This is a genomic window from Variovorax sp. GW821-FHT09D05 (assembly GCF_059416325.1).
The window spans coordinates 545,357-566,608 of sequence record NZ_JBWKOZ010000002.1 but is presented as its reverse complement, the minus strand read 5'-3'; the positions used below and the strand labels follow the sequence as shown (position 1 = coordinate 566,608).

General features: G+C 67.8%; 22 protein-coding genes. 10 read left to right on the top strand and 12 right to left on the bottom strand.

Going from position 1 to position 21,252, the window contains the following annotated elements; all coding sequences use genetic code 11:
* Positions 1-40: 40 nt before the first annotated feature.
* Positions 41-1,498, top strand: a complete 1,458-nt coding sequence (gene pdxR / locus AC07O3_RS07260) for a MocR-like pyridoxine biosynthesis transcription factor PdxR (protein ID WP_495338943.1) — start codon at positions 41-43, stop codon at positions 1,496-1,498.
* A 7-nt stretch (positions 1,499-1,505) separates the two neighbouring features.
* On the opposite strand, the gene AC07O3_RS07255 is transcribed toward pdxR, so the two are convergent.
* Positions 1,506-2,561 (bottom strand): sugar phosphate isomerase/epimerase family protein, encoded by a 1,056-nt coding sequence (locus AC07O3_RS07255; protein WP_495338942.1) that lies wholly within the window; start codon positions 2,559-2,561, stop codon positions 1,506-1,508.
* Positions 2,562-2,701: 140 nt separating this feature from the next.
* On the opposite strand from AC07O3_RS07255, the gene AC07O3_RS07250 reads away from it, so the two are divergent.
* Positions 2,702-3,583: a gamma-glutamyl-gamma-aminobutyrate hydrolase family protein gene (locus tag AC07O3_RS07250; RefSeq protein ID WP_093055178.1), complete on the top strand. Its 882-nt coding sequence runs from the start codon at positions 2,702-2,704 to the stop codon at positions 3,581-3,583.
* Between the two features lie 14 nt (positions 3,584-3,597).
* Here AC07O3_RS07250 and AC07O3_RS07245 read toward each other — a convergent pair whose 3' ends face one another.
* Complete coding sequence (locus AC07O3_RS07245; protein WP_093055180.1) at positions 3,598-3,786, bottom strand: hypothetical protein; 189 nt, start codon at positions 3,784-3,786, stop codon at positions 3,598-3,600.
* A 45-nt stretch (positions 3,787-3,831) separates the two neighbouring features.
* The gene (locus AC07O3_RS07240) at positions 3,832-4,809 is read right to left on the bottom strand and encodes a LysR family transcriptional regulator (protein WP_495338941.1); all 978 of its coding nucleotides are present in this window, start codon (positions 4,807-4,809) and stop codon (positions 3,832-3,834) included.
* A 92-nt stretch (positions 4,810-4,901) separates the two neighbouring features.
* On the opposite strand from AC07O3_RS07240, the gene AC07O3_RS07235 reads away from it, so the two are divergent.
* Complete coding sequence (locus tag AC07O3_RS07235) at positions 4,902-5,759, top strand: oxidoreductase (RefSeq protein ID WP_426390879.1); 858 nt, start codon at positions 4,902-4,904, stop codon at positions 5,757-5,759.
* 15 nt (positions 5,760-5,774) lie between these two features.
* Here AC07O3_RS07235 and AC07O3_RS07230 read toward each other — a convergent pair whose 3' ends face one another.
* Together AC07O3_RS07230 and AC07O3_RS07225 are read right to left on the bottom strand one after the other, a co-directional pair.
* On the bottom strand, positions 5,775-6,647 hold the full coding sequence (locus AC07O3_RS07230) for an N-formylglutamate amidohydrolase (protein WP_354336579.1): 873 nt from the start codon (positions 6,645-6,647) through the stop codon (positions 5,775-5,777).
* 13 nt (positions 6,648-6,660) lie between these two features.
* The gene (locus tag AC07O3_RS07225) at positions 6,661-7,623 is read right to left on the bottom strand and encodes a tripartite tricarboxylate transporter substrate binding protein BugE (protein WP_495338940.1); all 963 of its coding nucleotides are present in this window, start codon (positions 7,621-7,623) and stop codon (positions 6,661-6,663) included.
* Between the two features lie 124 nt (positions 7,624-7,747).
* Between AC07O3_RS07225 and AC07O3_RS07220 the strand changes: the two genes are divergently transcribed.
* A complete protein-coding gene (locus AC07O3_RS07220; protein WP_307614720.1) occupies positions 7,748-8,668 on the top strand; it encodes a LysR substrate-binding domain-containing protein in 921 nt (306 codons plus the stop codon).
* An 18-nt stretch (positions 8,669-8,686) separates the two neighbouring features.
* On the opposite strand, the gene AC07O3_RS07215 is transcribed toward AC07O3_RS07220, so the two are convergent.
* Both AC07O3_RS07215 and AC07O3_RS07210 read right to left on the bottom strand, forming a co-directional pair.
* Positions 8,687-9,673, bottom strand: coding sequence for a Bug family tripartite tricarboxylate transporter substrate binding protein (locus tag AC07O3_RS07215; protein WP_093076312.1), 987 nt, complete (start codon positions 9,671-9,673; stop codon positions 8,687-8,689).
* A gap of 3 nt (positions 9,674-9,676) precedes the next feature.
* The gene (locus tag AC07O3_RS07210) at positions 9,677-12,640 is read right to left on the bottom strand and encodes a DNA topoisomerase III (RefSeq protein ID WP_093055190.1); all 2,964 of its coding nucleotides are present in this window, start codon (positions 12,638-12,640) and stop codon (positions 9,677-9,679) included.
* A gap of 85 nt (positions 12,641-12,725) precedes the next feature.
* Here AC07O3_RS07210 and AC07O3_RS07205 point away from each other — a divergent pair, with 85 nt between their 5' ends.
* The 3 genes from AC07O3_RS07205 to AC07O3_RS07195 are packed head-to-tail and all read left to right on the top strand — an operon-like array spanning position 12,726 to position 14,385.
* Entirely contained in the window at positions 12,726-13,364 is a 639-nt protein-coding gene (locus tag AC07O3_RS07205; protein WP_093055192.1) for an SET domain-containing protein, read from the top strand.
* A 2-nt stretch (positions 13,365-13,366) separates the two neighbouring features.
* Positions 13,367-14,182, top strand: coding sequence for a biotin--[acetyl-CoA-carboxylase] ligase (locus AC07O3_RS07200; protein WP_495338939.1), 816 nt, complete (start codon positions 13,367-13,369; stop codon positions 14,180-14,182).
* A gap of 5 nt (positions 14,183-14,187) precedes the next feature.
* Positions 14,188-14,385 (top strand): sporulation protein, encoded by a 198-nt coding sequence (locus AC07O3_RS07195; protein ID WP_093055196.1) that lies wholly within the window; start codon positions 14,188-14,190, stop codon positions 14,383-14,385.
* Positions 14,386-14,398: 13 nt separating this feature from the next.
* Here the strand turns inward: AC07O3_RS07195 and AC07O3_RS07190 are convergent, their stop codons facing one another.
* The 3 genes from AC07O3_RS07190 to AC07O3_RS07180 form a co-directional block, all read right to left on the bottom strand.
* The gene (locus tag AC07O3_RS07190) at positions 14,399-15,841 is read right to left on the bottom strand and encodes a sensor histidine kinase (protein WP_093076307.1); all 1,443 of its coding nucleotides are present in this window, start codon (positions 15,839-15,841) and stop codon (positions 14,399-14,401) included.
* A 55-nt stretch (positions 15,842-15,896) separates the two neighbouring features.
* On the bottom strand, positions 15,897-16,568 hold the full coding sequence (locus AC07O3_RS07185) for a response regulator transcription factor (RefSeq protein ID WP_093055200.1): 672 nt from the start codon (positions 16,566-16,568) through the stop codon (positions 15,897-15,899).
* A 63-nt stretch (positions 16,569-16,631) separates the two neighbouring features.
* Positions 16,632-17,117, bottom strand: a complete 486-nt coding sequence (locus AC07O3_RS07180; protein WP_495338938.1) for a MarR family winged helix-turn-helix transcriptional regulator — start codon at positions 17,115-17,117, stop codon at positions 16,632-16,634.
* A 146-nt stretch (positions 17,118-17,263) separates the two neighbouring features.
* Here AC07O3_RS07180 and recA point away from each other — a divergent pair, with 146 nt between their 5' ends.
* Genes recA through AC07O3_RS07165 form a run of 3 tightly spaced genes read left to right on the top strand, consistent with a single transcriptional unit; the run spans position 17,264 to position 19,283 of the window.
* Positions 17,264-18,370 carry a recombinase RecA gene (gene recA, locus AC07O3_RS07175; protein ID WP_093055204.1) on the top strand — a complete coding sequence of 369 codons (1,107 nt, stop codon included), beginning with the start codon at positions 17,264-17,266 and terminating at the stop codon, positions 18,368-18,370.
* A 42-nt stretch (positions 18,371-18,412) separates the two neighbouring features.
* Positions 18,413-18,871 (top strand): recombination regulator RecX, encoded by a 459-nt coding sequence (gene recX / locus AC07O3_RS07170; protein ID WP_495338937.1) that lies wholly within the window; start codon positions 18,413-18,415, stop codon positions 18,869-18,871.
* On the top strand, positions 18,855-19,283 hold the full coding sequence (locus AC07O3_RS07165) for an SRPBCC family protein (RefSeq protein WP_495338936.1): 429 nt from the start codon (positions 18,855-18,857) through the stop codon (positions 19,281-19,283). The genes recX and AC07O3_RS07165 overlap by 17 nt, the downstream gene beginning before the upstream one ends.
* 9 nt (positions 19,284-19,292) lie before the next feature.
* On the opposite strand, the gene AC07O3_RS07160 is transcribed toward AC07O3_RS07165, so the two are convergent.
* Both AC07O3_RS07160 and AC07O3_RS07155 read right to left on the bottom strand, forming a co-directional pair.
* A complete protein-coding gene (locus AC07O3_RS07160; protein ID WP_495338935.1) occupies positions 19,293-20,402 on the bottom strand; it encodes a mandelate racemase/muconate lactonizing enzyme family protein in 1,110 nt (369 codons plus the stop codon).
* A 5-nt stretch (positions 20,403-20,407) separates the two neighbouring features.
* Positions 20,408-21,220 carry a transporter substrate-binding domain-containing protein gene (locus tag AC07O3_RS07155; protein WP_495338934.1) on the bottom strand — a complete coding sequence of 271 codons (813 nt, stop codon included), beginning with the start codon at positions 21,218-21,220 and terminating at the stop codon, positions 20,408-20,410.
* Positions 21,221-21,252 lie beyond the last annotated feature (32 nt).

Sequence of the window (21,252 nt, the reverse complement as noted above, 5' to 3'; positions counted from 1 at the left end):
TGCAATTGGCTCTTCAAAAGAACCACAATCGGCGAAGTTCATGGAGCCACTTTTCGAACTCGCCATCCGCCTGCCGGGCGCCGGCTCGCGCGATCTGCTGCGCGAGGTGCACCGCCAGCTGCGCAGCGCCATCCTCGACGGCCGGCTGCAGCCCGGCGCCCGCCTGCCCGCCACGCGCGCGCTGGCGCTGCGGCTGGGCGTGTCGCGCAACACCATGCTCGCGGCCTACGACCTGCTGCTGAGCGAGGGCTACCTGCTGGCGCGCCCCGGCGCCGGCACCTACGTGGCGGACACGCTGCCGGCATCCCGGCGCGGCCGCAGCACGAAGGCCTCGACGGCCCGGCGTGACCCCCGGCTGGTGCCGCTGAACGTTCCTGGCGCCGACCTCGCCCCCACGCTGCAGCCGCAGCCCGCGCGCGACGACTTCCGCGTCGGCCTGCCCGACGTGAGCGTCTTTCCCTTCGATATCTGGCGCCGCCTGAGCGACCGCGCGCTGCGCCGCGTCGCGCGGCAGACGGCCGACTACGCCGACCCGCAAGGCCAGGGCGCGCTGCGCGAGGCCATCGCGAAGCACGTGTCCTTCACCCGCGCGGTCGGCTGCACCGCCGACGACATCGTGGTCACGGCCGGCGCACAACAGGCCTTCGGGCTGCTCGCGCGCATCCTCGTCGTGCCGGGGCGCACGGTGGTTGCGGTCGAGCAGCTGTTCTATCCCTCGCTGCGCGAAGCCATGCTGGCCGCGGGCGCGAGAGTGATGACAGTGCCGACCGATGGCGAGGGCCTGTGCGTGGACCGCATCCCGCCCGAGGCGCGCGTGGTCTGCGTGACGCCCTCGCACCAGTTCCCCACCGGCGTCGCGATGTCGCCGCAGCGCCGCGCCGCCCTGCTGGCCTTCGCGCGGGCGCGCAACGCTGTCGTCGTCGAGGATGACTACGACAGCGAATTCCGCTTCGCCGGCCGCCCGCTCGATGCACTGCAGACGCTGGACCGCGCCGAGTCGGTCTTCTACATCGGCACCTTTTCCAAGAGCCTGTTTCCCGCCTTGCGCCTTGGCTTCGTGGTGACGCCGCCGTGGGCGCGCGCGGCGCTGGTGCGGGCGCGCGAGCTGGCCGACTGGCACGGCCCGGTGCTCGGCCAGGAGGCGCTCGCCGCCTTCATCGCCGAAGGGCACCTGGCGCGCCACATCCGCAAGATGCGCAAGATCTACGGCGCGCGGCGCACCGTGCTGCTCGATGCGCTGGCATGCCACTGCGCGGGCAGGCTCGAAGCGATTCCTTCAGATGCGGGCCTGCACCTGTCGGCCTGGCTGCACGGCGACACGCGCGACCACACTGTGGTCGAACGCGCGGCCGCAGCCGGCATCACGCTGCCGCCGCTGTCGCGCTACGCGCTCGACCCGAACGCGCCTGGCGCGCCCAACGGCCTTGCCTTCGGCTACGGCCTCATAGCCGCGCCGCAGATCGACGGCGCCATCCGGCGGCTGGTGGCGTTGCTCTGAGGATCGGTCAGCCGATCCCCAGCACCCGCTTGTTGGCCGCCACGTCGACCCCGCCCGCCGCGAAGTCGTCGAAGGCCCGGTCGGCCACGCGGATGATGTGGTCGGCGATGAACTTCGCGCCTTCGCGCGCGCCGTCTTCGGGGTGCTTGATGCAGCACTCCCACTCCAGCACCGCCCAGCCCGGGAAGTCGTACTGCGCCATCTTCGAGAAGATGGCCTTGAAGTTCACCTGCCCGTCGCCCAGCGAGCGGAAGCGCCCTGCCCGGTTGATCCAGCTCTGGAAGCCGCCGTACACGCCCTGCTTGCCGGTCGGGTTGAGCTCGGCGTCCTTCACGTGGAAGATCTTGATGCGCTCGTGGTAGTGGTCGATGTAGGCCAGGTAGTCGAGCTGCTGCAGCATGAAGTGGCTCGGGTCGTACAGCAGGCAGGCGCGCGGGTGGTTGTTCACGCGCTCCAAAAACATCTCGTAGCTCACGCCGTCGTGCAGGTCTTCGCCGGGGTGGATCTCGTAGCCCACGTCCACGCCCACGGCGTCAAAGGCGTCGAGGATCGGCCGCCAGCGGCGCGCAAGTTCGTCGAAGGCTTCCTCGATCAGGCCCGGCGGACGCGGCGGCCACGAGTAGAGGTACGGCCAGGCCAGCGCGCCCGAGAAGGTCGCGTGCGCCTTGAGCCCGAGGTTGGCCGAGGCCTTTGCCGCAAAGTGCAGTTGCTCGACGGCCCACTGCTGGCGCCGCACCGGATCGCCGCGCACCTCGGGCGCCGCGAAGCCGTCGAAGCCAGCGTCGTAGGCCGGGTGCACCGCCACCAGCTGGCCCTGCAGGTGCGTCGAGAGCTCGGTGATCTCCAGGCCGTGCTTTGCCAGCGTGCTCTTCACCTCGTCGCAGTAGGTTTTGCTTTCGGCGGCGCGCTGAAGGTCGAACAGGCGGGCATCCCAGCTCGGGATCTGCACGCCCTTGTAGCCCAGCCCGGCGGCCCAGCCGGCGATGCCGTCGAGCGTGTTGAACGGCGCGGTGTCTCCCGCGAACTGGGCCAGAAAGATGGCGGGGCCCTTGATCGTTTTCATCGGCTTGTCTTCCTTATTCGTTGGGGCAGCGTTGAAAGCATACTTGGCGTGTCGTCCGACCCCGTGCGAGAGGCCAACGAGCCAAAATGGACTTTCCTTTTCGCATCAATCGACCGGTTCCCACCGACGACAGTCCCGCGATGACACAACCTGTTTCCGCTCGGCTCAAGATCGGCCTGTCCGCCTGCTTCTCGCACGCCGACCCGGCCCGCTCGCTCTTCACCAACAAGACGCTGCAGTACGTCGAGCAATCGATCGCGCACTGGCTCATGTCCGCCGGCGCCATGGTGGTGATGGTGCCCTGCCCCACCGGCGAAACCGCGCGCGGCGACACCAAGCTGTCGCACTACGCCGAATGGCTCGACGGCGTGGTCATGCACGGCGGCGCCGACGTCTGGCCCGGCAGCTACGGCGAGGTGCCTCTGAAGGACGCATGGATCGGCGACCAGATCCGCGACCTCTACGACCTCGCGCTGGTCGAAGCCTTCGAGCAGGCCGGCAAGCCCATCTTCGGCGTGTGCCGCGGGCTGCAGCTCATCAACGTGGCCTTTGGCGGCACGCTCTACCAGGACATCGAGGCGCAGCACGAGGGCGGCCTGCGCCACCGCGACCCGGTGACCTACGACCAGAACTTCCACGAGATCGAACTGGTTCAAGGTACGCGGCTGTCGAAGCTCTACCCGCAGGTGGAGAAGGCGCGCGTCAACAGCATCCACCACCAGGGCATCAAGGGCCTCGCGCCCGGTTTCGAGATCGAGGCCTGGAGCCTGCCCGACCGCGTGCCCGAGGCCATCCGCCGCCGCCCCGACAAGGGTCGCAGCTACATCGCCGCGACCCAGTGGCACCCCGAATTCCACAAGTACGGCAGCACAGAGACGGTCGACGACACGCCGATCCTGCATGACTTCCTGTGGGCCTGCGCCACCGCGAAGGTCGCGCCGAAGGTGCCGCCGCGCTCCAGCTCCGGCAAGATCCGCGACCGCGCTGCGCGCGTGCTGCGCCAGGCGCTGCTGCGACGCTAGGCGGCGCGCACTGATCAGCGCGACGACTTGTTCGTCGTGCCGCTGACGCTGGCGTCGATGGTGCCGAACACCGTGACGCCGCTGCCGCCGGTCGCGCCCGATGTATTGGCGCCGCTGCTGGCCGGGGCCGAACCCGTGCCTGCGCAGCCCGACACCAGCGCGCCCATTGCGATCGCGAACACAGCAGCAATGATTGGCTTCACTGGAAACTCCAAGAGATGGTTTGGTTGACGGTTGTTGCCGGCCCACTATAGGCCGCCGGCCCGCTCGCCCTGTAACAACACACCCGGCGCCGACAAGGTTGTTTCGCGCAGCCAGTCGATCAGCGCGCGCAGCTTGGGCGGCACGCGCCTGCGGTCGGGGTAGTACAGCGTCAGGTCGGGCAGCGGCGTGGTCCAGTCGGCCAGCAGCTGCACCAGCCGGCCGTCGGCGACGTGGCGCTCGGTGTAGCTGCTGATCAGGTTGGCGATGCCGATGCCTTCGACCGCCGCGTCGAGCATCACGGCCACGTCGTTCATCACGAGGCGGCCGCTCACCGCGAGTGTCATGGCCTCGCCGTCTTTCTCGAACTCCCACCGCTCCAGCAGGCCCGAGCTCTCGAAGCGAAAGCCGATGCAGTCGTGCGCCAGCAGTTCGCGCGGGTGCACCGGCGTGCCGCGTTCGGCCAGGTAGCGCGGCGCGGCGACGATGCTGTTGGCCAGCGGCCCGCCGACCTTCACCGCCACCATGTCGCGCTCGACCATGCCGCCGAAGCGGATGCCGGCGTCGAAGCCCCGGCCCACGATGTCGACCAGCGCGCTGTCGATCGACACCTCCACGTCGATCTGCGGATAGGCCCGCAGGAAGCCCCCGAGCGCCGGCTGCAGCACGAACAGGTAGGCCGCGCGAGGCACCGTGAGTCGCAGCAGGCCCGCGGGCCGCTCGGCGCTGTCGCTCAGCTCGTCGGAGGCCGAGGCCAGCTCCTGCACCGCCGGGCGGATGCGTTCCAGAAAGCGCGCGCCGGCTTCGGTGAGATTCACGCTGCGCGTGGTGCGGTTGAACAGCGGCACGCCCACGCGCTTTTCGAGCAGCCGCACCGCCTGGCTCACGGCCGAGGGCGAGACGCTCAGTTGCACCGCCGCGGCCGAAAAGCCGCGTGTTTCGGCCACGGCCACGAAGGTGACGAGTCCGTCTAGCTGGTCCTGGCGCATGGGTGGAATCCGGTTGATCTTGAAGAAAACCTTCAAGGTGCTTCGTCGATTGGGCGGATTATCAAAGCGATGCGGCGCGCGCACAGTCAGGCCATCGGTTCTTCCATCCACCCTTCAAGGACATCGCCATGACGGTTTCTTCTTCTCCCAGGACCTGGTTCATCACCGGCGTCAGCAGCGGCTTCGGTCGCGCGCTGGCGCAGGAGGCGCTGGCCGCCGGCCACCGCGTGGTCGGCACGCTGCGCAACGAGGCCGCGCGCGCCGAGTTCGATGCGCTGCAGCCCGGCCGCTCCTTCGGCCGCCTGCTCGACGTGACGCAGGGCGCCGAAGTGGCCCGCGTGGTGGCCGAGGTCGAGGCCTCGGTCGGCCCGATCGACGTGCTGGTCAACAACGCCGGCTATGGCCACGAAGGCACGGTCGAGGAATCGTCGCTCGACGAGCTGCGCCAGCAGTTCGAGGTGAACGTGTTCGGCGCCGTGGCCGTCGCCAAGGCGGTGCTGCCCTTCATGCGGGCGCGCCGGCGCGGCCACATCCTCAACATCACGTCGATGGGCGGCATCGTGACCTTTCCGGGGCTGGGCTACTACCACGGCAGCAAGTTCGCGCTCGAGGGCATCTCGGAGACGCTGGGCAAGGAGGTGGCGAGCTTCGGCATCCACGTGACTGCCGTGGAGCCCGGCGGCTTCCGCACCGACTGGGCGGGCCGCTCGATGGTGCGCGCACCGCAGACCATTGCCGACTACGCGCCGGTGATGGGCCCGGTGCGCGAGCGGCGGCTGGCACGCAGCGGCAAGCAGGACGGCGATCCGGTGAAGGCGGCGCGCGCCATGATCCAGATCACCGAGGCCGCGAACCCGCCGGCCCACCTGCTGCTCGGCCCCGATGCGGTGAAAGTGGTGCGCGAGAAGCTCGGCGCGTTGCAGGAGGAGATCAAGGCGTGGGAGGCGCTGTCGGTGTCGACCGACTTCACGCCCGCCGGCGCCTGATCGAGCTGCAAAGGATCAGCGCGGGTCCGTGGCCAGCAGCATTTCGACCATCGAGCGCAGATGGCCCTGCAGCCGCGCCGCGCCGGCCTCGTCGAGCGCCAGCGTGGCCTCGTCCATGTACAGCTTGCGGTTGATCTCGACCTGGATGCTGTGCCGGTGTTCGGCAGGCTTGCCGTGCCGGCGCACCAGTTCCACGCCCTTGTACGGGTGGTTGTAGTCCACGCTGTAGCCGAAGGCGCGCAGGTGCTCGCAGATCTTCTGCGACAGCGCCGGGTCGGCCGTGCTGCCGTCGCGGTCGCCGATCACGAAGTCGGCATGCGCCAGGCCCGGAAAGTCCGTCGCGTGGCTGGCCGCGATGGCCGGCATCGAGTGGCAGTTGATGTGGATGCTGTAGCCGTGGCGCGCATGCGCCTCGGCTACAGCCTGCGCCACCGCCGCGTGGTACGGCCGCCAGCAGGTGTCGATGCGCTGGCGCACCTCGTCCACCGGGAGCTGGCGGTCGTAGATAGGCAGGCCTTCGTCGGTGAGCTTCCAGATCAGGCCCTTGCCCAGGCGCACCTTCGACAGCACGCGCGGGTCGGTGGAAACCGGATCGGTCCAGGAGCCGTCGAGCATCGTGGTGTCGATCTCGGTCGTGTCGCGGTTGGCGTCGAGATAGCTGCGCGGAAAGTGCGCCTCGATCCAGGCCGCGCCCATGGCGGGCGCGAAGGCGTAGAGCTTCTCGACGTGCGTGTCCTCGGCGCGGCGCAGGGTGGCCAGCTCGCGCACCGTGCGGAAGTCTTCTGGGTAGACGGTGCCGCTGTGCGGGGAGTCGAGCACCAGCGGGGTATGCCCGGCGACGCTCGTCACCTGGGCGCGGGTTTGGATCAGTTTCAGAACAGGATGCATAGGCAGGTGTCGGTCAGTCCAATCGGATGCGGGCGAATTCGGCCACCTTCTTCATCTTCTCGATCTCACCCGCGATCTGCCTGGCGAACTCGGCAGGCGTGGTGCCCGAGGCGTACAGCCCCTGCAACGCAAGGCGCTCGCGCACCGCGTGGTCCTTCAGCGCAGTGGCCACGGCCTGCTGCATGCGCAGCGCGATCTCGGCCGGCGTGCCGGCGGGTGCGACCATGCCGAACCACGAAGGATCGTTGTTGACCGGATAGCCCAGCTCGCCATACGTCGGCACCTCGGGCAGCACGTCGAGCCGGCCGCTCCAGGACACGGCCAGCGCCTTCAGCTTGCCCGACTTCACGTGCGGCAGCGACGAGGCCACCTGGTCGAAGTACACCGGCACCTGGCCCGCGAGCACGTCGTTGATGGCCGGGCCCGCACCGCGGTAGGGGATGTGCACCATCGAGGTTCCGGTGCTGCTCTTGAACAGCTCGCCCCACATGTGGCCGATGGTGCCGTTGCCCGGCGTGGCGTACGACACCTTGCCGGGGTTGGCCTTCAGGTACTTCACCAGTTCCGCGAAGCTGCCGACCGGCAGCACGGACGGGTTGATGACGATCACGCCCGGCGCCTTCACCAGCTCGGTCACGGCGACGAAACCCTTGATCGGGTCGTAGGGCAGCTTCTGGTACACGGCCGGGTTCACGCCGTGGGTGGACAGCGTGGCCACGCCGAAGGTCAGGCCGTCGGGCGTGGCGCGTGCCAGCTCGGCCATGCCGATGGAGCCGCCCGCGCCGGCGCGGTTGTCGATCACCACGGGCTGCTGGAGGATCTTGCCGAGGGGCTCGCCGAGCACGCGCGCCGTGATGTCGGTGGCGCCGCCGGGCGGGAACGGCACGACGAGGCGAATCGGCTTGCCCTGGGCGAAGGATATTCCTGGCACGACGGAAGCAGCGGCCAGGGTGGAAATGAAGTGACGACGTAGCATGGGTTTCTTCCAATGAAACAGAGAGTGATGGAGCGATTCGCTGCATTACCTGAAGCAAAGGATAGACCAGCTAACATTCCGATCTGGAATGTTTTAATGGGCATCCCGCCATGTCACTCCGCCCATGTCACTGCGCCGTCTCAACCCGCCCCTGAACCTGCTGCGCGCCTTCTCGACCGTCGTGCGCTTCGGCGGCGTCTCGCGCGCGGCCGAGGCGCTGCACCTCACGCAGGGCGCGGTCAGCAAGCAGGTGCAGGAGCTCGAACGCTGGATCGGCGCGACGCTGTTCGAGCGCAGCCGCAAGCGCCTGGCGCTCACGCCGGCCGGCGAGCGCTACGAGAAGGCGGTGCGCGCCACGCTCGCGCAGCTGGAGGCGGCCACGCTGGAGCTCATTACCAGCGGCGACGGCGGCGGCGCGCTGCACCTGTCCGCCCTGCCCACCTTCGGCGCCAAGTGGCTGATTCCGCGGCTGCCCGACTTTCAGCGCGCGCATCCGCAGATCACGCTGCATTTCGTGCCCTTCGTGCATGGCTATGACTTCGAGCGGCCCGAGCTCGACTGCGCCATTCTTTTCGGCGACGGCCACTGGCCCGGCGCCCGCTCGCACTACCTCGCCGGGCAGGACGTGGCGCTGATCGCCCCGCGCGCCGCGCAGGCCGAGGTGGCCATCCGCACGCCGCAGGACGTGGCGCGCTGCACGCTGCTTCGCCACGTGAGCGTGCCGCAGTCGTGGCTGCAGTGGAGCGAGGCGCATGGCGTGCGGGGGCTCGACCCGCTGGCGGGGCCGCAGTTCGACCAGTTCCAGACCATGATCCGCGCAGTGATGGTCGGCATGGGCGTGGCGCTGGTGCCGCGCTGCCTGGTGCAGGACGAAATCGCTTCCGGGCTTGTGGACGAGCCCTTGCCCGGCGGCGGCTACCGCGGCAACGAGGGCTACTGGTTCTGCTACCCGGAAGGGCGCGGCCAGCTGGCCACGCTCGATCATTTCCGCAGCTGGCTGCTCGCGGAGGTGGATCGCGGCAAAGAGGCGCAGGCGCCTGCTTGATGCCTGCTTAATGCCTGCTTATTCGGGCTTCGCGCCCGAAGCCTTCACCGCCGCACCCCACACCCCGATCTCGCTCGCCACGAAGCGGTCGAACTCGGCCGGCGTCGTGGGTGCGGGCTCGGAGCCGCGCTCGCGGATGAAGCGCGCCATCTGCTCGCTCTTCAGGATGTCCGTCACTTCACGATTGAGCCGCTCGACGATGTCGGCCGGCGTGCCGCGCGGCGCCATCAGGCCGAGCCAGCCCACGGCCTCGAAGTTCTTGGTGCCTGCCACGCCGCTTTCGCGCACGGTGGGCACATCGGGCAGTTGCGACGAGCGCGTGGCCGAGGTGACGGCCAGCGCCACCGCCCTGCCCGACTTGATGTGCGGCAGCGCGGCCGTCACCGAGTCGACCATCAGCGGAATCTGGTTGCCCAGGAAGTCCGACTGCGCCGGCCCGCTCCCCCGGTACGGAATGTGCGTGATGAACACATGCGCCGCAGACTTGTACATCTCGCCCGACAGATGCTGCGTGCCGCCGATGCCGGCGCTCGCGTAGCTCAGCCGGCCGGGCTCGGCCTTGGCGCGCGCCGTGAGTTCGGCCAGCGTGCGGATGCCGCTCTCGGGCGTTGCAAGAAACACCAGCGGCACCTTCGCGATCAGCGAGATGCCCGTCAGGTCCTTGCGCGGGTCGAAGCCCGGCTTGGCATAGAGCGTCTGGTTCACAGCCATCGCGCTGCCGGCCACCACCAGCGTGTAGCCGTCCGGCTGCGAGCGCACCACGAACTCGGTGCCGATGTTGCTGCCGGCACCGGCCTTGTTGTCGATGATCACTGGCTGGCCCAGCCGCTTGCCGAGCTGCTCGGCAAGCGCGCGGGCGAAGATGTCGGTGGCCTGCCCCGGCGGAAAGGGCACGACCAGCTTGACCGGCTTGTCAGGCCACGCGGCGGCGTGGGCCAGGCCCGCGCTGCCCAGCAGCGCGACGGCCATCGCAACAACGCTTGCGCTGAAGTGTCTGCGCCGCATGGCTCAGGGCGCCGAGAGGTGCTTGCCCACGATGCCCGCGAGTTCGAACATCGTCACCTGGTCCTTGCCGAACACCGGCTTGAGCTTGGCGTCGGCATTGATCGCGCGCTTGTTGGCCGCGTCCTGCAGGCCGTTGGCCTTGATGTAGTCCCACAGCTTCTTGATGACCTCGGTGCGCGCCACCGGTTCGGCGCCGATCACCGCGGCCAGCGAATCGCTGGGCTTCAGGCCCGCGCCGGGCTTGCGCGGTGCCGCGGCCTTCTTCGCTGCCGGTGCCTTCTTGGCGGCGGGCGTCTTCTTCGCAGCAACCTTCTTGGCCGCAGCCGTCTTGCCCGCGGGCGCGGCCTTGCCGAAGGTCTTGCGCGGCGGGAACTTGCTGCCGCCTTCGCGCGGCGCGAACTCGAAGGTCACCTTGCCCTCTTCGGCGTTCCACGTCAGGAAGGCCTTGAAGGCGCGGCGCGTGCGCATGCTCACGAACTTGTCGAGCAGGTCGGTCTTGCCGGTGGCGAGCAGCTTTTCCATCTGCGCGCGTTCCACCGGCTGCTGCAGGATGATCTTGCCGGTCTTGAAGGTGCAGCTCGGCGTGGGCTGTGCATTGGTCGGCACCGACTTCTCGCAGACGTAGTTGCTGCCATGCTCGAACACCGGTGCGCCGCACACCGGGCACGGGCCCACGGTGTCCTGCTCGCTGAAGTCGACGATCTCGCCGCTGTCTTCGTTCTTGTCGTCGCCGAAGTCGAACTCCAGCTTCCAGTTTTTCGCTTCCTCGTCGAACTTGATGACGATCTCGGAGGTGAAGGGCCAGCCGGCCTTGGAGCGGAAGCCTTCCAGCGGGCCGATGTGCTTGTCGCGCAGCAGCGCCTCGGCCTCGGCCACCTCGAAGGTGCGCCCGGCCGGAGACTTGCCGAACGAGAAGCCGCAGGCGTCCTCGCCGGTGCCGCTCTTGCCGGTGCAGGCGTAGCGGCGGTAGTTTTCGCGCACGATGCCGCCGCAATTGGGGCACGGCGTCTGCAGGGTCGCGTAGTCGCCCGGCACGGTGTCGCGGTCGTATTCCTTGGCCTTCTTGACGATGTGCTCGGTCATCGCCGCAATCTCGCGCATGAAGGCGTCGCGGCTGAGCGCGCCCTTCTCCATCTGCGCGAGCTTGTATTCCCACTCGCCGGTCAGCTCGGCCTTGGAGAGTTCTTCCACGCCCAGGCCGCGCAGCAGCGTCATGAGCTGGAAGGCCTTGGCCGTAGGAATCAGCTCGCGGCCTTCGCGCAGCATGTACTTCTCGGTGATCAGGCCTTCGATGGTGGCGGCGCGCGTGGCTGGCGTGCCGAGGCCCTTCTCCTGCATGGCCTCGCGCAGCTCGTCGTCGTCGATGGTCTTGCCCGCGCCTTCCATGGCACCGAGCAGCGTCGCTTCCGAGTAGCGTGCCGGCGGGCGCGTCTTCAGGCCCTTGATGTCGGCCGACTCGGTGTTCACGATCTCGCCCGGCTTCACCGGCACGAGGCGCTTGCCGTCCTTGTCGTCTTCCTTTTCGTCGTCCTGTGCTTCCTTGCCGTAGATGGCGAGCCAGCCCGGCTTCACCAGCACCTTGCCGTCGGTGCGGAAAGGATACTTCTTGCCGCCCTGCTCCACCGTGCTGATGCGCGTGGTCACCTGGTGCTCGGCGCTCGGGAAGAACACCGACATGAAGCGGCGCACCACGAAGTCATAGAGCTTCTGCTCGGCATCGCTCAGGCCGCTGGGCGCCTGCAGCGTCGGGATGATGGCGAAGTGATCCGACACCTTGGCGTTGTCGAAGATGCGCTTGTTGGGCTTGACGTAGTTGCCATCGACCGCCTGCTGCGCGAACGGTGCCAGGTGCTTCATGCCGCTCGTGGCGAGCATGCCCATGGTCTGCTTGACCACCGGCAGATAGTCTTCCGGCAGCGCGCGCGAATCGGTACGCGGGTAGGTCAGTGCCTTGTGGCGTTCGTAGAGGCTCTGTGCCAGCGCCAGCGTAGTCTTGGCGCTGAAGCCGAAGCGGCCGTTGGCCTCGCGCTGCAGCGAGGTCAGGTCGAACAGCGCGGGCGAGGCCTGCGTGGTGGGCTTGCTCTCTTCCGTCACCGTGGCGGGCTTGCCGCGCGAGGCGTCGGCGATGGCGCGGGCTTCCTGCTCGTTCCACACGCGGTCGGCGCGCTGTTCGGAGTCGGGCTCGCCGTTGGCCAGGAGCGGCGCGTTGGCCTTCTTCCAGTCGGGGTTGAACCACTTGCCCGGGTACTCGCCGGCCTCGGCCGCGAAGCTGCCGTGGATTTCCCAGTAGTCGCGCGAGACGAACTTGCGGATCTGCTCCTCGCGCTCCACAACGACGGAGAGAGTCGGCGTCTGCACGCGGCCCACGGTCGTGAGGAAGAAGCCGCCGTCGCGCGAATTGAACGCGGTCATGGCGCGCGTGCCGTTGATGCCCACCAGCCAGTCGGCCTCCGAGCGCGAGCGCGCGGCGTCGGCCAGGCCCTGCATCTGCTTTTCGGTGCGCAGCGCGTCGAAGCCGTCGCGAATGGCCTGCGGCGTCATCGACTGCAGCCACAGGCGCTTGACCGGCTTGTGAAGGCCCGCCTTGCCGCCGGCGTATTGCTCGATCAGGCGGAAGATCAGCTCGCCCTCGCGCCCCGCGTCGCAGGCATTGATGAGCTGCGTCACGTCCTTGCGCTTGGCCTGCTTGACCACGGCGTTCAGGCGCGTCTTCGTCTTGTCGACCGGCTTGAGGTCGAAATGAGGCGGGATCACCGGCAGGTTGGCAAAGCTCCATTTGCCTCGCTTGACGTCGAACTCCTCGGGCGCCTGGATTTCGACCAGGTGACCGACAGCGCTGGTCACGACATAGGTGTCGTTCTCGAAATGCTCGTCATGTTTGTCGAATTTCCCTGCAACCGGCGTGAGGGCACGGACGATGTCCTGTGCCACCGACGGCTTTTCTGCGATTACCAAAGTCTTTGTCATCTAAGGGCTCTCTATACTCTGCGGCTTCCCGCGTGCGCACGCGCACACGCGCATGTGTGCATATTCAAACTAACAGACTTCGGCGATGCCTTCCAAATCCCCACTTTCCGCCGGTCGCCGAATCCAGACGCGGCGCTCGAATGTCCATGGCAACGGCGTGTTCGCCGTGCAGGACCTGGCCGAGGGCGAAACGCTGATCGAATACAAGGGCGAAGTCATCAACTGGAAGGAGGCGCTGCGCCGCCATCCGCATGACCCGGCCCAGCCGAATCACACCTTCTACTTTCACATCGACGACGGGCGTGTGATCGACGGCAACGTCAAGGGCAACGCCGCCCGCTGGATCAACCACTCGTGCGAGCCGAACTGCGAAGCCGACGAGGTCGATGGGCGCGTTTATATCAAGGCGCTGCGCAACATCTCCGCCGGCGAAGAGCTCAACTACGACTACGGCCTGATCATCGACGAGCCGTACACGCCGAAGCTTCTGTCCGAATTTCCTTGCTGGTGCGGCTCGGAGCAGTGCCGCGGCACGCTGCTGACGCCCAAGGACGATGAGGACGAGAAGAAGAAAAAGAAGAAAAAGAAGAAGGCTGAAAAGAAAAAGGCCGAGAAGAAAGAAGCCAGGAAGGCGGAAAAGAAGGCCGACAAAAAAGCCGAGAAGAAATCCGAAAAGAAGGCGGAGAAAAAATCCGCCAAGAAGGAAAAGTCCGCCGAGGACTGACCATGAGCAGCAGCACCTCGGCCGCCTGGTTCGAAGACCGGATCGCCGCGTCGGTCGCTCCGCTGCTGCCCGGCTTCGCGGTCGAGGCCGTGGCCGAAATCGATTCCACCAACACCGAGCTGATGCGCCGCGCGCGTGCCGGCCGCATCGAGCCCGTGCTGCTCGTGGCCGAGCGCCAGACCGCGGGGCGCGGCCGTCTCGGGCGGCCCTGGCAGAGCGCGCCACAACAGGAAGAGTCGGCCTCGCTGACCTTCTCGCTCGGCCTGCCTCTGGCGCCTGCCGACTGGTCGGGCCTCTCACTGGCCGTCGGTGTCAGCGTGGCCGAAAGCCTCGATCCCTTGGGCGCACACAAGGTCGGCCTCAAGTGGCCCAACGACGTGTGGGTGAACGACTGCAAGCTGGTCGGCATCCTCATCGAAACCGCGCTGCCGTCCGCCGGCCGCGCCGATGCGCCGCGCTATCTCGTGATCGGCATCGGGATCAACATCGGCGCGCGCGAAGGCGACGGCATGCGTACGCCGCCGGCCTGGCTGCGCCAGTGGCACCCCGAGGCCAATGCGCCCGAAGTGCTGTGCGAACTGGCCGAGCCGTTGGTGCGCAGCGTGCTCGAATTCGAGGCCAGGGGCTTCGCGTCCTTTGCCGAGCGCTTTGCAGCACGCGACGTGCTGCGGGGCCGCGAAGTGGTGCTCAGCGACGGCACCGCCGGCCTGTGCGAAGGCGTGGCCTGGGGTGGAGAGCTGCAGGTGCGCACCGACGCCGGCCTGCAGCTGATTTCCAGCGATGAAGTGAGCGTGCGCCCTCGCGGCATGACCCTCTGACACGTATGAAGCTGCGCCTGCTCCTCATCGTCCTGCTGCTGGCCAACGCCGGCTATTTCTTGTGGGCGCGCGGCGATCTTGCCGGCTTCGGCCTGGCTCCGGCCGCGCTCAACGAGCGAGAGCCGCAGCGCATGTCGCGCCAGATCCACCCCGAGTGGCTGCAGATCCGCAAGGAAGCGAAGCCGGGCGCGCCTGCTCCCTGACTCCCCTGATCAATCAAGGTGCCGCTTCACCCTCGAAGCGCACTGTGAACAGCGCTCCCGGCGGCAGCTTGCCTGGATGCGCATCTTCCAGCTTCACCTGCGCGCGGTGCTGGTTCGCAATCTCCAGCACGATCGGCAGCCCCAGCCCCGAACCGTCGGCCTCGTTGCCGAGCACGCGGTAGAAGGGCTCGAACACCAGCTCGCGGTCGACCTCGGCGATGCCGGGGCCGTTGTCCTCCACCTGCAACAGCAGCACGTGGCCGAAGGGGTCGGCCAGCACGCGCACGGTGATCAGGCCGGGGCGCTCGGGCGTCGAGGGCGTGTAGTTGATCGCGTTGTCGACCAGGTTGCGCACGAGCTCCTTCAGCAGCGTCGCGTTGCCGTCGAACATCACGCCCGGTGCGCCGGCTTCCGCGCCGTCGTAGCCCAGGTCGATACGCTTCTCGATCGCGCGCGGCACCGCCTCGCGCACCACCTCGATGGTGAGCTTCGCCAGATCGCAGGGCTGGTGGTGCGCATTGGCGCTGTTGCCTTCGGCGCGCGCCAGCGACAGCAGCTGGTTCACCGTGTGCGTGGCGCGCTTGCTCGCGCGGCCGATCTGCTTGAGCGATTGCTTGAGCTCGTCGGCATTGGCGCCTTCGCGCTGCGCCAGGTCGGCTTGCATGCGCAGGCCCGCGAGCGGCGTCTTCAGCTGGTGCGCCGCGTCGGCCAGAAAGCGCTTCTGCGTGCCGATCGAATCGTTGAGCTTGTCGAGCAGTTCATTCACCGACGACACCAGCGGCACCACTTCCAGCGGGACCGACGATTCGTCGAGCGGGCTCAGGTCGCCCGGGCGCCGCTCGCGGATGCGCGCCTCCACCACCGACAGCGGCTTGATGCCGCGCACCAGCGCCAGCCAGATCAGCAGCACTGCCAGCGGCAGGATGGCGAACTGCGGCAGCAGCACGCCCTTGATGATCTCGGCCGCGAGCACCGACTGCTTCTCGCGCGTCTCGGCCAGCTGCAGCAGCGTGGGCGGCACGTCGTCGGTGCCGCTGGCGATCCACATCGAGGCCACGCGTACCTCCTTGCCATGCAGGGCGCTGTTGTGCAGGAACACCTGGCCGGCCGGCAGCGGCTCGTCGAGGCCGGGCATCGGAATGTCGCGCTCGCCGCTCAGCAGCGTGTCGTGGCCGTCGAGCAGCTGGTAGTACACGTGGCCGGCGTCGTCGGCCCGCAGGATCTCGCGCGCCGATTGCGACAGCACGAACTGCGTATGCCCTTCCTTCACCGTCACCAGTTCGGCCAGGGCCTTCACGTTGTGTTCGAGCGCGCGGTCGAAGGGCGCGTTGGCAATGCCCTGCGCCACCAGCCAGGTGACGCCGATGCTCACCGGCACCAGCAGCAGCAGCGGCGTGAGCATCCAGTCGAGGATCTCGCCGAAAAGCGAGCGCTGCGCACGCTGAAAGAGCTTCATCGCGCCGAGTCCTCCGGCGTGCCGCCGCCCGCGCGTGGCGGCTGCCGCGTCGTCGTCACTGGATCTTTTCGAGGCAGTAGCCCAGCCCGCGCACCGTCGCGATGCGCACCGGCCCCTTCTCGATCTTCTTGCGCAGGCGGTGGATGTAGACCTCGATGGCGTTGAGGCTCACCTCCTCGCCCCATTCGCACAGGCGGTCGACCAACTGGTCCTTGCTCACCAGCCGGCCGGCGCGCTGCAGCAGCACTTCGAGCAGCCCTAGTTCGCGCGCCGACAGCTCGATCATCTTGCCGTCGATGGTGGCCACGCGGCCGGCCTGGTCGTACACCAGCGGGCCGTGGCGGATGGCGTTGCTGGTGGTGCCCATGCCGCGCCGCGTGAGGGCGCGCACGCGCGCTTCGAGCTCCTGCAGGCTGAAGGGCTTGGCCATGTAGTCGTCGGCGCCGTGGTCCAGGCCCTTGACGCGTTCCTCGACGCTGTCGGCCGCGGTGAGCACCAGTACCGGCAGCTGCGAGCCGCGCGCGCGCAGGCGCTTGAGGATCTCGATGCCGTGCAGGCTGGGCAGCCCGAGGTCGAGGATCAGCAGGTCGAACTCGTCGTGTGTCATAAGCGCGGTGTCGGCCTGCGAGCCGTTCGCCACGTGGTCGACCGCCGCGCCCGAGGTGCGCAGGCTGCGCAGCAGGGCATCGGCCAGCACCTGGTCGTCTTCGGCAATCAGAATCCGCATGCGTCACCTCCGGCCTGTTCGAGCGCCGAAACGGCGCCGTTCACATTTGTCTCTGGGGCGAGTCTAGCCCGCTGTGTAGGCTTCCAGTCCGATGGTTACCACGGTGGCGATCTCGTCGCCGACGCTGCTTCGGAACTCGCTCTCGGCCTGCGTCACCGCGCTGCGGAAGGCGTCTAGCCAGGCCAGCCCGTCGGCGGTGAAGAGCACGCGCCGCGCCCGCGCGTCGAGCGGATCGGGCCCGCGCGTAACCAGCCCCCAGGCTTCGCACTGGTCGACCAGCGCCCCCATGGCCTGCTTGGTCATGCCGGCGCGCTCGGCCAGTTCCGTGAGGCGCGAGCCCTCGCGCGCCAGGTGCCGCGTGATGTGGATGTGCGCCGCGCTCACCTGCGCGCGCGCCGCGAGGTTCGACAGCGCCAGCGGCACGTCGACGTCGTGCGCCATCAACTCCAGCACGCGCTCGTCGAAGCGGCGCATGGCGTGGCCGAGCAGGCGGCCCAGGTGGGTCTGGCGCCAGGCATCGGGGTCGGTCGGGAAAGCAGCTTTGGCCATGGCGGTAAATGGTAAAGCAAACTGACCAAAAAATGGGTTTACGCCAACCCATCAGCCCCTACACTACTGTTCAAGCATCCAGCCTGTAGTTAAAAGCAGATCGGATGAAACCCAACACAAACCGTTGATTTTCAAGGAGTTTCCACATGGACGCAGTCGTCAAGGGCGCAAGCATCTCGGTCGCCAACAGTGAAAAAGCCAAGGCGCTGCAAGCCGCGCTGGCCCAGATCGAAAAGCAGTTCGGCAAGGGCACGATCATGCGGCTCGGCGAAGGCGAGGCGCTCGAAGACATCCAGGTGGTTTCCACCGGCTCGCTGGGCCTGGACATCGCGCTGGGCGTCGGCGGCCTGCCGCGCGGCCGCGTGATCGAAATCTACGGCCCTGAATCCTCGGGCAAGACCACGCTCACGCTGCAAGTCATCGCCGCCATGCAGAAGCAGGCCGGCACCTGCGCCTTCGTCGACGCCGAGCACGCCCTCGACGTGCAATACGCCCAGAAGCTCGGCGTGAACCTGTCCGACCTGCTGATCAGCCAGCCTGACACCGGCGAGCAGGCCCTTGAAATCGTCGACTCGCTGGTGCGCTCCGGCGCCGTCGACCTGATCGTCATCGACTCGGTCGCCGCGCTCACGCCCAAGGCCGAAATCGAAGGCGAAATGGGCGACTCGCTGCCCGGCCTGCAGGCCCGCCTGATGAGCCAGGCGCTGCGCAAGCTCACGGCCACGATCAAGAAGACCAACTGCATGGTCATCTTCATCAACCAGATCCGCATGAAGATCGGCGTGATGTTCGGCTCGCCCGAAACCACCACCGGCGGCAACGCGCTGAAGTTCTACGCCTCGGTGCGCCTGGACATCCGCCGCATCGGCACCATCAAGAAGGGCGACGAGGCCATCGGCAACGAAACCAAGGTGAAGGTGGTGAAGAACAAGGTCTCGCCCCCGTTCAAGACGGCGGAGTTCGACATCCTGTTCGGCGAAGGCATCAGCCGCGAAGGCGAGATCATCGACATGGGCGTGACCGCCAAGATCGTCGACAAGTCGGGCGCCTGGTACGCCTACAACGGCGAGAAGATCGGCCAGGGCCGCGACAACGCCCGAGAGTTCCTGCGCGAGAACCCCGAGCTGTCGCGCGAGATCGAGAACAAGGTGCGCGAGTCGCTGGGCATCCCGCTGCTGGCCGCCGATGCCGGCGCCACGCCCGAGAAGCCGCAGAAGGCTGCCAAGGCCGAGAAGGCCGACAAGGGTGAATAAGCCAGAGCGCGGCTCCCCGGGGGCCGCGCGAGCGACCCCCGAATGGCATTCAACGCCCCGTCCCTCAAAGGCCGCGCACTGCGCCTGCTGAGCCAGCGCGAGCATTCGCGTGCGGAGCTGGAACGCAAGCTGGCCAGACATGAAGAAGAGCCCGGCACGCTGGCGAAGGCGCTCGACGAGCTGGCAGCGAAAGACTTCATCAGCGAGCCGCGCGTGGTGGCCTCGGTGCTCAACCAGCGCGCGGCCCGCTCGGGCGCGCTGCGGGTGAAGCAGGAGCTGCAGGCCAAGGGCATCGCGCCCGAGGCCATCGCCGAAGCGATAGCTGGGCTGCAGGAAACAGAAGTCGAACGCGCCACGGCCGTGTGGCGCCACCGCTTCGACGCGCCGCCCGCCGATGCGAAGGAGCGGGCCAAGCAGATGCGATTCCTGATGGCGCGCGGTTTTTCGGGCGCCGTCGTGTCCAAGGTACTCAGGAGCGATTTCGATGAAACCGACGAATGAAGACCACGCCGCGCAGTCCCGCGTCATCACTCAGCGCGTGCAGTGCGAATGGCGCCGCGCCTATGTGCTGACGGCAGATCCGAAGCGCTTGCCCGACTGGGCCAGCGGCCTCGCCAAGAGCGCGCTGGTGCCGCATGGCGACCACTGGATCGTGCGCACACCCGAGAGCGGCGAGGCCCGCATGCGCTTCGCGCCGCGCAACGATCTCGGCGTGCTCGACCACTGGGTCGCGCCCGAAGGCGTGCCCGAGGTCTACCTGCCGTTTCGCGTGATCGGCGTTGCGCCGGACGCCTGCGAGCTGCAGTTCACGCTGCTGCGCCAGCCGCACATGGACGATGCGGCCTTCGAGCGCGATGCGCAGTGGATCGCCCGCGACCTGCAGGCGCTGCGCAATCTGCTCGAAGCAGACTGACTGACCGACTCAGCCGCGCACCACGATCGGCGTGAACTTGCGCCGCGCCTTCAGCTGGTCGGCATTCCACTCGATGCCCAGCCCCGGCGTCTCCGGCGCCACCGCATGGCCGCCTTCGATGCGCAGCCGGCTCGTCGTGAGGTCATCGAGCTGCGGGATGTATTCCACCCAGCGCGCATTCGGCACCGCCGCGCACAGGCTCACATGCAGCTCCATCAGGAAGTGCGGGCACATCGCGATGTTGTGCGCCTCCGCGAGGTGCGCGATCTTCAGCCACGGCGTGATGCCGCCCACCCGCGCCACGTCGGCCTGCACGATCGAGCAGGCGCCCTGCTGGATGTATTCCGCGAACTGCGACGGGTGGTACATCGATTCGCCCACCGCGATCGGCACCGAGGTGCTCGCCAGCAGCTGCGCATGTCCGCGCACGTGCTCGGCCGGCATCGGCTCCTCGAACCATGCCAGGTCGAGCGGCGCGTACTGGCGCGCGCGGCGAATGGCCTCTGCCGCGGTAAAGCTCTGGTTGGCGTCGACCATCAGCTCGAAGTCCGCCCCCACGGCCTCGCGCACGGCCGAGAGGCGCGCGATGTCCTGCGCCACATGCGGCTTGCCGACCTTGATCTTCGCGCCGAGAAAGCCGTCGGCCTTCGCAGCGAGCGTCTGCTCGACGAGTTGTGCGGGCTCGATGTGCAGCCAGCCGCCCTCGGTGGTGTAGACCGGCACGCGCGCCTGCGCACCACCGGCCAGCCGCCACAGCGGCAGGCTCGCCGCGCGCGCGTTGCGGTCCCACAGCGCAGTGTCGATGGCCGCCAGCGCCAGGCTGGTGATGGCGCCCACGGCGGTCGCGTGCGTGTGGAAGAACAGGTCGCGCCAGATGGCTTCGTACTGCTGCGGGTCGCGCCCGATCAGGCGCGGCACCAGGTGGTCGTTCAGCAGCGCCACGATGGACGAGCCGCCCGTGCCGATGGTGTACGTGTAGCCCGTGCCCGCCGAGCCGTCGTCGCAGCGCACGGTGACCATCACGGTCTCCTGCGTCACGAAGGACTGGATCGCGTCGGTGCGCTTGACCTTGGGCGCGATGTCGATCTGCGCGATTTCTACCTGGTCGATCTTCGCCATCGTGCTCAGGCTCCGTTGCGCATCACGTCCGCGGGCAGGTCGGCGCCGTGGAATTTCTTGTAGATGGTGTTGAGCTCGCCGCTCTTGAGCTGCGCCTTCACGAACTCGTCGAGCTTGGCCTTCAGGCGCGGCTCGTTCTTGCGCATGCCGATGGCCAGCATGTTGACCTTCATCGTGAACTTCGGCTCCATCTGCTTGGCAGGGTTCTTTTCGTTGATGGTCTTCAAGAGCGGCGGCGCGGTCGCGAAGATGTCGGCCTGTCCGCTCACCACGGCGGTGATGGAGGTGGCGTCGTCGTCGAAGCGCACGATCTGCGCGTCGGCCGGCAGGATCTTCGTCACTTCCTGGTCGTTGGTGGTGCCGCGCGTGGCAATCACTTTCTTGCCCGCCAGGTCGGCCGGGCCGGTGATGCTCATGCTCTTGGGCGCGCCCACCACGGCCAGGATGGCGGCATAGGGCACAGAGAAGTCGACGACCTTCTCGCGCTCCGGCGTGACCGACATGCTGGAGATCACGATATCGGCCTTGTCGGTCTGCAGGAAGGGAATGCGGTTGGCGCCGGTGGTGGGCACGATCTCCAGCTCGAGGCCCAGGCTCCTGGCCAGCAGGCGCGCGGTCTCGACGTCGGAGCCGGTGGCGTTGAGCTTCTCGTCCTTCAGGCCGTAGGGCGGCACTGCGAGGTCGATGGCCACGCGGATCTTCTTGGCGGCGGTGATGGCGTCGAGCTGGTCAGCGTGCGCCGCACCTGCAAAGCCGAGGGCCAGCACGAGCGCGGACAGCAGTGCGCCGCGGCGCTTGAACGAGAGGGAAGAAGTCATCGAAGGTCTCCTGGAGTTGTCTGAAAAGAAAA

Excerpts from the sequence above, each read along its gene's own strand:
- pdxR (WP_495338943.1), top strand. The coding sequence starts at position 41 with ATGGAGCCACTTTTCGAACTCGCCATCCGCCTGCCGGGCGCCGGCTCG.
- AC07O3_RS07255 (WP_495338942.1), bottom strand. The coding sequence starts at position 2,561 with ATGAAAACGATCAAGGGCCCCGCCATCTTTCTGGCCCAGTTCGCGGGA.
- AC07O3_RS07250 (WP_093055178.1), top strand. The coding sequence starts at position 2,702 with ATGACACAACCTGTTTCCGCTCGGCTCAAGATCGGCCTGTCCGCCTGC.
- AC07O3_RS07235 (WP_426390879.1), top strand. The coding sequence starts at position 4,902 with ATGACGGTTTCTTCTTCTCCCAGGACCTGGTTCATCACCGGCGTCAGC.
- AC07O3_RS07230 (WP_354336579.1), bottom strand. The coding sequence starts at position 6,647 with ATGCATCCTGTTCTGAAACTGATCCAAACCCGCGCCCAGGTGACGAGC.
- AC07O3_RS07225 (WP_495338940.1), bottom strand. The coding sequence starts at position 7,623 with ATGCTACGTCGTCACTTCATTTCCACCCTGGCCGCTGCTTCCGTCGTG.
- AC07O3_RS07220 (WP_307614720.1), top strand. The coding sequence starts at position 7,748 with ATGTCACTGCGCCGTCTCAACCCGCCCCTGAACCTGCTGCGCGCCTTC.
- AC07O3_RS07215 (WP_093076312.1), bottom strand. The coding sequence starts at position 9,673 with ATGCGGCGCAGACACTTCAGCGCAAGCGTTGTTGCGATGGCCGTCGCG.
- AC07O3_RS07210 (WP_093055190.1), bottom strand. The coding sequence starts at position 12,640 with ATGACAAAGACTTTGGTAATCGCAGAAAAGCCGTCGGTGGCACAGGAC.
- AC07O3_RS07205 (WP_093055192.1), top strand. The coding sequence starts at position 12,726 with ATGCCTTCCAAATCCCCACTTTCCGCCGGTCGCCGAATCCAGACGCGG.
- AC07O3_RS07200 (WP_495338939.1), top strand. The coding sequence starts at position 13,367 with ATGAGCAGCAGCACCTCGGCCGCCTGGTTCGAAGACCGGATCGCCGCG.
- AC07O3_RS07195 (WP_093055196.1), top strand. The coding sequence starts at position 14,188 with ATGAAGCTGCGCCTGCTCCTCATCGTCCTGCTGCTGGCCAACGCCGGC.
- AC07O3_RS07190 (WP_093076307.1), bottom strand. The coding sequence starts at position 15,841 with ATGAAGCTCTTTCAGCGTGCGCAGCGCTCGCTTTTCGGCGAGATCCTC.
- AC07O3_RS07185 (WP_093055200.1), bottom strand. The coding sequence starts at position 16,568 with ATGCGGATTCTGATTGCCGAAGACGACCAGGTGCTGGCCGATGCCCTG.
- AC07O3_RS07180 (WP_495338938.1), bottom strand. The coding sequence starts at position 17,117 with ATGGCCAAAGCTGCTTTCCCGACCGACCCCGATGCCTGGCGCCAGACC.
- recA (WP_093055204.1), top strand. The coding sequence starts at position 17,264 with ATGGACGCAGTCGTCAAGGGCGCAAGCATCTCGGTCGCCAACAGTGAA.
- recX (WP_495338937.1), top strand. The coding sequence starts at position 18,413 with ATGGCATTCAACGCCCCGTCCCTCAAAGGCCGCGCACTGCGCCTGCTG.
- AC07O3_RS07165 (WP_495338936.1), top strand. The coding sequence starts at position 18,855 with ATGAAACCGACGAATGAAGACCACGCCGCGCAGTCCCGCGTCATCACT.
- AC07O3_RS07160 (WP_495338935.1), bottom strand. The coding sequence starts at position 20,402 with ATGGCGAAGATCGACCAGGTAGAAATCGCGCAGATCGACATCGCGCCC.
- AC07O3_RS07155 (WP_495338934.1), bottom strand. The coding sequence starts at position 21,220 with ATGACTTCTTCCCTCTCGTTCAAGCGCCGCGGCGCACTGCTGTCCGCG.